Origin of the sequence: Micromonospora sp. CV4, assembly GCF_003667455.1 — a bacterium.
Lineage (GTDB): Bacteria > Actinomycetota > Actinomycetes > Mycobacteriales > Micromonosporaceae > Micromonospora.
The window spans coordinates 1-8,646 of sequence record NZ_RCVI01000430.1; the positions used below are offsets into that span (position 1 = coordinate 1).

The 8,646-nt window shown below is 73.5% G+C and carries 7 protein-coding genes; 5 read left to right on the plus strand and 2 right to left on the minus strand.

Annotated elements, in window-relative coordinates:
* Window positions 1-110: 110 nt before the first annotated feature.
* Window positions 111-2,315 (plus strand): transglycosylase domain-containing protein, encoded by a 2,205-nt coding sequence (locus EAD98_RS29595; RefSeq protein ID WP_233584027.1) that lies wholly within the window; start codon window positions 111-113, stop codon window positions 2,313-2,315.
* A gap of 17 nt (window positions 2,316-2,332) precedes the next feature.
* Here the strand turns inward: EAD98_RS29595 and EAD98_RS29600 are convergent, their stop codons facing one another.
* Window positions 2,333-2,698 (minus strand): hypothetical protein, encoded by a 366-nt coding sequence (locus EAD98_RS29600; RefSeq protein ID WP_233584028.1) that lies wholly within the window; start codon window positions 2,696-2,698, stop codon window positions 2,333-2,335.
* A gap of 202 nt (window positions 2,699-2,900) precedes the next feature.
* On the opposite strand from EAD98_RS29600, the gene EAD98_RS29605 reads away from it, so the two are divergent.
* Window positions 2,901-3,692: a helix-turn-helix transcriptional regulator gene (locus EAD98_RS29605; protein ID WP_121657245.1), complete on the plus strand. Its 792-nt coding sequence runs from the start codon at window positions 2,901-2,903 to the stop codon at window positions 3,690-3,692.
* Window positions 3,683-3,871: a DUF397 domain-containing protein gene (locus tag EAD98_RS29610; protein WP_089019930.1), complete on the plus strand. Its 189-nt coding sequence runs from the start codon at window positions 3,683-3,685 to the stop codon at window positions 3,869-3,871. Before EAD98_RS29605 ends, EAD98_RS29610 begins: the two co-directional genes overlap by 10 nt.
* Before the next feature lie 75 nt (window positions 3,872-3,946).
* On the opposite strand, the gene EAD98_RS29615 is transcribed toward EAD98_RS29610, so the two are convergent.
* Window positions 3,947-5,794, minus strand: coding sequence for a thiamine pyrophosphate-requiring protein (locus tag EAD98_RS29615; protein WP_121657243.1), 1,848 nt, complete (start codon window positions 5,792-5,794; stop codon window positions 3,947-3,949).
* Window positions 5,795-5,873: 79 nt separating this feature from the next.
* On the opposite strand from EAD98_RS29615, the gene EAD98_RS29620 reads away from it, so the two are divergent.
* Entirely contained in the window at window positions 5,874-6,734 is an 861-nt protein-coding gene (locus tag EAD98_RS29620) for an RNA methyltransferase (RefSeq protein ID WP_233584029.1), read from the plus strand.
* Between the two features lie 72 nt (window positions 6,735-6,806).
* Complete coding sequence (locus EAD98_RS29625; protein WP_121657247.1) at window positions 6,807-8,642, plus strand: PucR family transcriptional regulator; 1,836 nt, start codon at window positions 6,807-6,809, stop codon at window positions 8,640-8,642.
* Window positions 8,643-8,646 lie beyond the last annotated feature (4 nt).

Here is an 8,646-nt window from a genome sequence, read left to right on the forward strand (position 1 = left end):
GGTCTGGATGGGGGTTTGGGTGGGAACTTGCTGGTCAGGGGTCGTGAAGTTGCTGACAATCGGGGGTTGGGGGTGGTCGGTTGGCGTTTTTTGTGGCAATCCTGGGTTGCATGGCCGCCTCCCGCTCGCCGCTGTCGCGGCTGTTCACCGTGCTGCTCGCCGGCTTGCTGGCCGGGCTCGCCCTGGCAGTCGCCGCGTTGCCGGGCAATCTGCTGCTCGGGTTCGCCGCCCGCTCCGCGATCGGGACGTACGCCGCGTTGCCGGACGCGCTGCGCACGCCGGCCACCCCGCAGCGCTCCTACCTCTACGCCAACGACGGCAAGACGCTGCTCACGACGTTCTACGACGTGAACCGCACCGATGTGCCGCTGTCGGAGATCGCCCCGGTGATGCGGCAGGCGATCGTGGCGGCCGAGGACCGGCGGTTCTACGAGCACGGCGGCGCCGACCTGCGTGGTCTGGCCCGCGCGCTGGTGGCCAACGTCAAGGGTGGCGGCACCGAGCAGGGCGGCTCGACGCTGACCATGCAGTACGTCCGTAACGTGCTCAAGACCGACCCCACCCGCACCGCCGAGGAACGCGCCGCCGCCACCGACCCCACCATCGGGCGCAAGATCCAGGAGATCCGGTACGCGGGCGCGCTGGAGCAGAGCCTCGGCAAGGACGAGATCCTCAACCGGTACCTGAACATCGCCTACTTCGGCTCCGGCGCGTACGGGATCGCGGCGGCCAGCCAGCGTTACTTCGGCAAGGCCCCGGCGCAGCTGACCCTCGCCGAGTCGGCCCTGCTCGCCGGCCTGGTGCAGTCCCCCGACGCGTACAGCCCGATCGACGGGGACAAGGACGCGGCGCTGGCCCGCCGGTCGTACGTGCTGGACTCGATGGCGGACACCGGTGCGATCACCGCAGCGCAGGCCGCCCAGGCCAAGGCGGAGCCGCTCACCCTGCACCCGACGCAGCAGCCCAACGGCTGCACCGCCGTGGCCCAGGGCCACGACGACTGGGGCTACTTCTGCGACTACCTGCGCCGCTGGTGGGTGACCCAGCCAGCGTTCGGCGCCACCGTGCCGGAGCGCGAGCAGGCCCTGCGCGCGGGCGGCTACACCGTGGTCACCTCGCTGGACCCGCAGATCCAGGCCACCGCGCAGCAACAGGCCACCAAGGTCTACGGGTACGACAACAAGCGCGCCCTGCCGATCGCCGCCGTGCAGCCGGGCACCGGCCAGGTGCTGGCGATGGCGGTCAACCGGCACTACAGCCTCGCCGACAACCCGAACGGGCAGGCCAACTACCCGAACACCGTCAACCCGCTGATCTCCGGCGGCGCCAGCGTCGACGGGTACCAGGCCGGCTCGACGTTCAAGCTGTTCACCATGCTCGCCGCGCTGGAGTCGGGCCGTACCCTCTCCACCGGCTTCGACGCGCCCGCCAAGCTGCCGACCCGGTACGCCGCCGAGGGCCCGGGCAGCTGTGACGGCCGCTGGTGCCCGGCCAACGCCAACCCGGACTGGATGGACGGGTACCGGATGATGTGGGACGGCTTCGGCCGCTCGGTGAACACGTACTTCGTCTGGCTGGCCGAGCAGGTCGGCCAGGACAAGGTGGTGGAGATGGCGCAGCGCCTCGGCATCACCTTCCGCGCCGACTCGGACGCCGCCTTCGCCAAGGACAACGCCGCCAACTGGGGTTCGTTCACCCTGGGCGTGGCCGCCACCACCCCCCTGGACCTGGCCAACGCGTATGCCACGGTGGCCGCCGAGGGCACCTACTGCACGCCGGTGCCGGTGGTGTCGGTGACCGCCGCGAACGGCGCCAAGGTGCCGGTCGGGCAGCCGTCCTGCAAGCGGGTGCTGGACGCCGACGTGGCCCGCGCCGCGACCGACGCCGCCCGCTGCTCGGTCGGGCAGCAGTCGCCGTACGGGCAGTGCAACGGCGGTACGGCCACCGGTGTGAACGGCATCCTCGACGGCCGCCCGGTGGCCGGCAAGACCGGCAGCTCGGAGGAGAACGCCACCGAGACGTTCGTCGGCTTCACCCCGCAGGTCGCGGTCGCCGGCATCGCCGCCAACCCGGACGACCCGACCGACTCGGTGGGTTCCGCGGTGCAGACCAAGGTGATCGACGCGGTCGCCCGGGTCATCGCCACCGCCGTCAAGGGCCAGCCGGAGAAGGCGTTCGTCGCGCCGAGCCGCGAGCTGGCCGGTGAACCCCGCCGCCCGGTCGAGCGCGCCCCCGTCCCGGACCGCCGACCGACCCGCGAGGACGACGACGACCCCCGCTCGCTCCTGCAACGCTGGCTCGACCGCCGCGGCTGACCGCAACCGCGGTGCGGTCAGCGAAAGCGCGGGTCGGACCAGTCGACGAAGCGGGCGAACAGCGCGTGCGGGCGCGGCGTGTCGTAGGGGTTGAGCGTGTACAGGTCCCGGGCGGCCTGGGCGAAGACGGCCGTGAGCAGGACGTAGAGCCGTACCCGGTCCGTTTCGTGGCGGGCCCGCAGCAGCAGCCGGGCCACCGCGCACGGCCACGGGTCGCCGCACCCGGCGCACACCCAGAGCGGCTTCAACGGCCGGTGCGGCTCCAGCCACGCCGGTAGCTCACCGACCGCCGCCGGCCGACACCGATCCGGGGGTACGCGGCCAGCCGCGTCGCGCCCGCCACCGCCGTCGTTGCGTTCTGCTCCTGCTTCTGCTGCGTCCACGATGTCTCCTCGTCAGCGGGGGAGCGGCGCCGGGGCGTACCGGGGGAATGGCCGCCGACCCGGCGCCGCGTGCTTCACAGTCTGCTGATCAGGCCACTACGCTCGGAAGCTTCCGCAGGAGGGCGGGGAGCACCGGACCGGCACCCGAGAGTGCTCGGGAACCCGCCCGGCCCGCCGTAGAGGAGGTGGAGAGCCGGTGAGCGTGTCCGCGTCGGAGTTCCTGGTCCGCGAGCTGCGCCGGCAGCGCACCCTGGCCGGGCTGACCCAGGACGAGCTGGGCGAGCGGGCGCACTTCTCCGGCAAGCAGGTCAGCGCGGTCGAGCTGGGCACCCGCCCGCCCCGCGAGGACTACCTCGCCGCCGTGGACCGGGCACTGGACACCGGCGGGCTCTTCGTGCGGCTCTGGGCCGATCTGGTCAAGGACGACGCCGCGCCGGTCTGGCTCCGCGAATGGATCGAGTTCGAACGCGAAGCCGTCTTGCTCCGCTGGTACGAGCCGCTGTACGTTCCGGGGCTCCTTCAGACGGAGGACTATGCGAGAGCCACATTGGCCGGTGGGCGGTTCATCGTTGAGGAGATCGACCGGGCCGTCGCCTCGCGCCTCGACCGGCAGGTGATCCTGACGCGGGAGAAGCCGCCGCAACTCGTGGCCGTGGTCGACGAGGCGGTGATCCGTCGGCCGGTCGACCGGCCTGGGTTGATGGCCGCACAGCTTGCCAGGCTGGTGGAGCTGGCGGAACTGGACCACGTGCAGTTGCAGGTCGTGCCAGCCGAGACGGGCATGTATCTGGGCATGGCCGGCCAGTTCATCATCGCCGAACTGCCGGACGGCGATCGGGTCGCGCACGCCGACAACCAGCTCACCGCGCAGATCGTGGAGCAGGCCGCAGACGTTGCTAGGCTGTCGGGCACCTGGGAGATCGTGCGGAACGAGGCCCTCTCTCGGCGACAGTCACTCGACTTGATCAAGGAAGTGGCGAAGACATGGACCTGACGGGTGCCCAGTGGCGCAAGTCGAGCCGGTCCGGCGGCAACGGCGGCTCCTGTGTGGAGGTTGCGGACAACCTGCCGGGGGTGGTGCTGGTCCGGGACACGAAGGACCGTTCCGGCGGCACCCTCGCCTTCGCGCCGGCCGCCTGGCGGGCCTTCGTCGGCTTCGCCCGCCAACGCTGACCCGCCAACGCTGACCCGCCAACGCTGACCCGCCAGCGCTGATCCCGCCAGCGCTGACCCCACCGGGGCCGGCGGTCAGCCCTTCCGGCGACGCGGCCGGTAGCTCGCCAGGGTGGCGGGCAGCCCGCGCCGGATGATCCCGGCCCAGTCGGTGTCGCCGCGCAGCACCGCCGCCGCGGTGTTGCGCGCCTGCTCGGCGGTGAAGTGCGGTGGCAGCATCAGCTCGGCCGGGTCCACCAGTGCGTTGATCACCGTCGGCCGGTCGGCGGCGAGCGCCCGCTCCCAGAGACCGGGCACCTGCTCGGGGGAGTCGACCAGCTCGCCGTGCAGCCCGAGCACCTGGGCCCACTGGTGGTAGCCGATGTCCGGCAGTTGCTGGCTGTCCGGGAACATCGGCGTCCCCTCGCTGGAGCGCTGCTCCCAGCTGACGAACGCCAGGTCCCGGTTGTTGAGCACCAGCACCACGAACCGTGGGTCGGCCCAGCTCCGCCAGTACTTGGCCACGGTGATCAGCTCGTTGACGCCGTTCATCTGCATCGCCCCGTCGCCGATCAGCGCGACCAGGGGCCGGTCGGGGTGGGCGAACTTGGCGCTCAGCGCGTACGGCATGGCGCCGCCCATGGACAGCAGCGTGCCGGAGAGGCTGGCCAGCATCCCCGGGCGGACCTGCACGTGCCGGGCGTACCAGGCGGTGGCGGTGCCGCAGTCCACGGCGAGCATCACGTTGTCGGGCAGCCGCTCGCTGAGCGTACTGAACAGCAGTTGGGGGTTGACCGGTTCGGCGTCCTGCTCGGCCAGGTCGCGCTGCACCCGGCGCCACGTCGAGGTGGCCTCGGTGATCTCCGTCCGCCATTCGGTCGGCCCGGGCCCGGGGCCCAGCTCGCGCAGCAGCGCCCGCAGGGTCGGGGCCGCGTCGCCGGTCAGGTTGACCTCGGTCGGGTACCGCAGACCGAGCTGCGTGCCGTCCAGGTCGATCTGCACGGCGCGGGCCTGGCCGGGCTGCGGGTAGAACTCCGAGTACGGCATGTTGCTCCCCACGATCAGCAGCCGGTCGCAGCGGCTCATCATCTGCCAGCTCGGCCGGGTGCCGAGCAGCCCGATCGCGCCGGTCACCCACGGCTCCCGGTGGTCGACGACGGTGAAGCCGAGCAGCGCGGTGGCCACCCCGGCGCCGAGCCGGTGGGCGATCTCGCGGACCTCGTCCTGCGCGCCGAGCGCGCCCTGCCCCACCAGCATCGCCACCCGTTGCCCGCCGCGCAGCACCTCGGCCGCCCGGCGCAGGTCCGCCTCGGGCGGCACGGTCGGCGTGCTGCTCGGCACGTTGCTGGTCTGGTAGTAGCCGTGTGCGTGCGGCGGGTCCGGGACGGCCGGCTTGTCCTGGAGGTCCGCGGGCAGTACCAGGGCGGTGACGGTACGCCGGGCCAGCGCCGTGCGGCACGCCCGGTCGACGAGGTGGCGAACCTGGGCCGGGTGGTCGAGCTGGGCCAGGAACGCCGCGGCCACGTCCTTGTAGAGGGCGAGCAGGTCGACCTCCTGGTAGTAGCCGCCGCCCTCGGCGGTGACCACGGTGTGCCCGACAAGGGCGATCACCGGCTGGTGGTCGAGTTTGGCGTCGTACAGGCCGTTGAGCAGGTGGATGGCTCCCGGACCGCTGGTCACCAGCGCGCAGCCCAGCGGCCCGCCGCCGTACTTGACGTGCGCCGAGGCGGCGAAGCCGGCGGTCTCCTCGTGCCGCACCTGGACGAACTGGGCCCGCTCGTTGGTGCGTTGCAGGGCGGAGGTGAGGCCGTTGATGCCGTCGCCGGGGTAGCCGAAGTAGCGGTGCACTCCCCAGCTGAAGAGGCGGGAGACGATGTGGTCCGCGACGGTCGGGTGCTGGGGCAGCGTGCTCGCTCCGTCCGGCGCGGCGTGATCTGTGCTCACCTGGCTGGTCCTTCCCGTCGAGTCCGGTACGCCGCACGCCATTCCCCTTCCTTTACGGACAAAACGCCCTCGATGGTGCGTGCTCGACCGGCCCCGGAACGCCGGGCTGGGCGTCCGGCAGAATCGTCGGGTGCCCGTCCACCAGATCACCGACCCCGACGACGACCGGATCGCCGACTACCGCGCGCTCACCGACGTCGAGCTGCGCACCCGCTGGGAGCCCCCGCACGGCCTGTTCATCGCCGAGGGGGAGCTGGTGCTGCGCCGGGCGCTGCGTGCCGGCTATCCGGCCCGGTCGTACCTCGTCGACGCCAAGCGGATCGACCAGCTCGCCGACCTGGACACCGGCGACGCGCCGGTCTACGCGGCGACGCAGGACGTGCTGGAACGGGCCACCGGCTTCCACGTACACCGGGGGGTGCTGGCGTCGTTCCACCGCCGGCCGCTGCCGACGGCCGCCGAGGTGCTCGCCACCGCGCGCCGGGTGGTCATCCTGGAGGACGTCAACAACCACACCAACCTCGGCGCGATTTTCCGGGCGGTGGCGGCCCTCGGGGTGGACGCGGTGCTGCTGTCGCCGAGCTGCGCCGACCCGCTCTACCGGCGCAGCGTCCGGGTGAGCATGGGCGAGGTCTTCGCCGTGCCGTACGCGAAGCTGGACCCCTGGCCGGACGCGTTCGCCGAGGTCCGGGCGGCCGGGTTCACCGTGCTCGCGATGACCCCGGCGCCGGACGCGGTGCCGATCCAGCGCCTCGACGCCGCCCAGCGGGCCCGCTCGGCGCTGCTGCTCGGCGCCGAGGGCGCCGGCCTGACCCGGGCCGCCATGGACGCCGCCGACGTCCGGGTGGTCATCCCCATGCGGCGCGGCGTCGACTCACTCAACGTGGCCGCCGCCACCGCCGTGGCCTGCTGGGAGCTGAGCCGCGACGACCCCTGGTGAGGGTGGGTACGCCCTCGTCAGCCGGTGGACGCGGGACAGATTCGCCCGGTGACCGTGCCCGCCGGTGGCGGCATGTCGAGATCCGGCGTCACGGACGGTAGCGTGGCGGCCGTGTTCCCTACCGTCCGTGAGGTCCTCGCCCTCGACCCGGTCCGCCACGGCGCGCCGCGCGTGGTCGCCGGGGACGCCGGGCTGGACCGGCCGGTCCGCTGGGTGCACGTCGCCGAGGTGCCGGACATCGCCACCCTGCTCGGCGGCGGCGAGCTGGTCCTCACCACCGGCATCGGGCTGCCCGGCGACGACGCGGGGCTGCGCGCGTTCATCGGCGACCTGGCCGACGTCGGCGTCTCCGGGCTCGTCGTCGAGCTGGGCCGCCGGTACGTCAGCGGGGTGCCCCGGGTGATGGCCGCCGCCGCCGAGCGGCGTGGCCTGCCCCTGGTGGAGCTGCGCCGGGCCACCCCGTTCGTGCGGATCACCGAGGCGGTGCACGCGCTGATCGTCGACGCGCAGCTCACCGAGCTGCGCGCCACCGAGGAGATCCACCAGCGGTTCACCGACCTGTCGGTCGAGGGCGCCGACGCCGCCGAGGTGATCCGGCAGGCCGCCGAGCTGTCCGGCTGCCCGGTCGTGCTGGAGAACCTGTCCCGGCAGGTGCTGGGGTACGACCCGGCGGGGGAGAGCGCCGAACTGCTGCTGGACGGCTGGGAGCAGCACTCCCGGCGGATCCGGCCGGCCGGGCGGACCGCGTACGACCCGGACAGCGGCTGGCTGGTGACGGTCGTCGGCGCCCGGGGGCAGGACTGGGGGCGGCTGCTGCTGCGCTGGCCGTCCGGCGGGGAACTGCCCAGCCGCCGGGGCACCGACCCGGTGGCGCCCGACACCCGACCTGGCGACGGGCCGCCGACCCGGCTCACCATCCTGATCGAGCGGGCCGCGTCCACCCTCGCGCTGGGCCGGCTGATCCGCCGCGACGCCGAGGGGTTGGAACGGCAGATCCACCGCACCCTGCTGACCGCGTTGCTCGATCACTCCCGGCCGGTCGACGAGGTGGCGTTGCGGGCCAGGGCGCTCGGCGTGGTGCTGGAACGCCGGTACCTCGTCGGCGTGATGGTCCGGCACCGGGCCGACGACCCGGCCGGCGAGGGTGGCCCCGAGGCCGGCCCGGCCCGGCTGCGGGACCTGTCCGAGGCGGTCGGCCAGGCGTTGCGGGAGGCGAAGCTGACCGCGCTGACCAGCGCCGTCGACGACCACTCGGTGGGCGCGCTGCTGGCCCTGCCGGACCCGGGCGCCGAGGACCGTGCGCTGTCCGCGTTCGCCGCCGCGCTGCGCCGCGTACGCCTCGACGCCGGCGCGGTCCGGACCGCGTCCGGCGCGGACGCGTCCCGGGTGGCGCCCGGCGCGGACGCGTCCCGGGTGGTTTCCGGGGCCGACCCGTCCCGGGCTGCCGGGGCTGCCCCGGGTGGGGTGATCGTGGCGGCCGGCTCCGGGGTGGGCAGCCTGCGCGAGGCCCGACGGTCCCTGGTCGAGGCGCGCCAGATCGCCGAGGCGGCCCGCCGGGACCGGCGCGACCTGCCGATCTTCCGGCTCCCGCACGTCGGCCTGGCCGGCCTGCTGCACCTGCTGCGGGACGAGCCCCGGTTGCAGACGTTCGTGGAGCGCGAACTCGGCGCACTGCTGGAGTACGACGCCCGGCACCCCCGGGACCGGCTGCTCGACACCCTGCGCGCGTACCTGGAGCAGGGGCGCAACAAGTCCGCCGGCGCCGCCGCCGCCCACCTGTCCCGGCCGGCCTTCTACGAGCGCCTGGCCCGCATCGCCCGAATCCTCGACGTCGACCTCGACTCCGTCGAAGCCTCCCTCTCCCTACACGTGGCCCTCCTGGCCCTGGACGCCGTCCGCACCCCCTAACAAC

Bases quoted from the DNA above. Each gene is read 5' to 3' on its own strand.
- EAD98_RS29625 (WP_121657247.1), top strand. From the start codon at position 6,807: ATGTCGAGATCCGGCGTCACGGACGGTAGCGTGGCGGCCGTGTTCCCT.
- EAD98_RS29610 (WP_089019930.1), top strand. From the start codon at position 3,683: ATGGACCTGACGGGTGCCCAGTGGCGCAAGTCGAGCCGGTCCGGCGGC.
- EAD98_RS29595 (WP_233584027.1), top strand. From the start codon at position 111: ATGGCCGCCTCCCGCTCGCCGCTGTCGCGGCTGTTCACCGTGCTGCTC.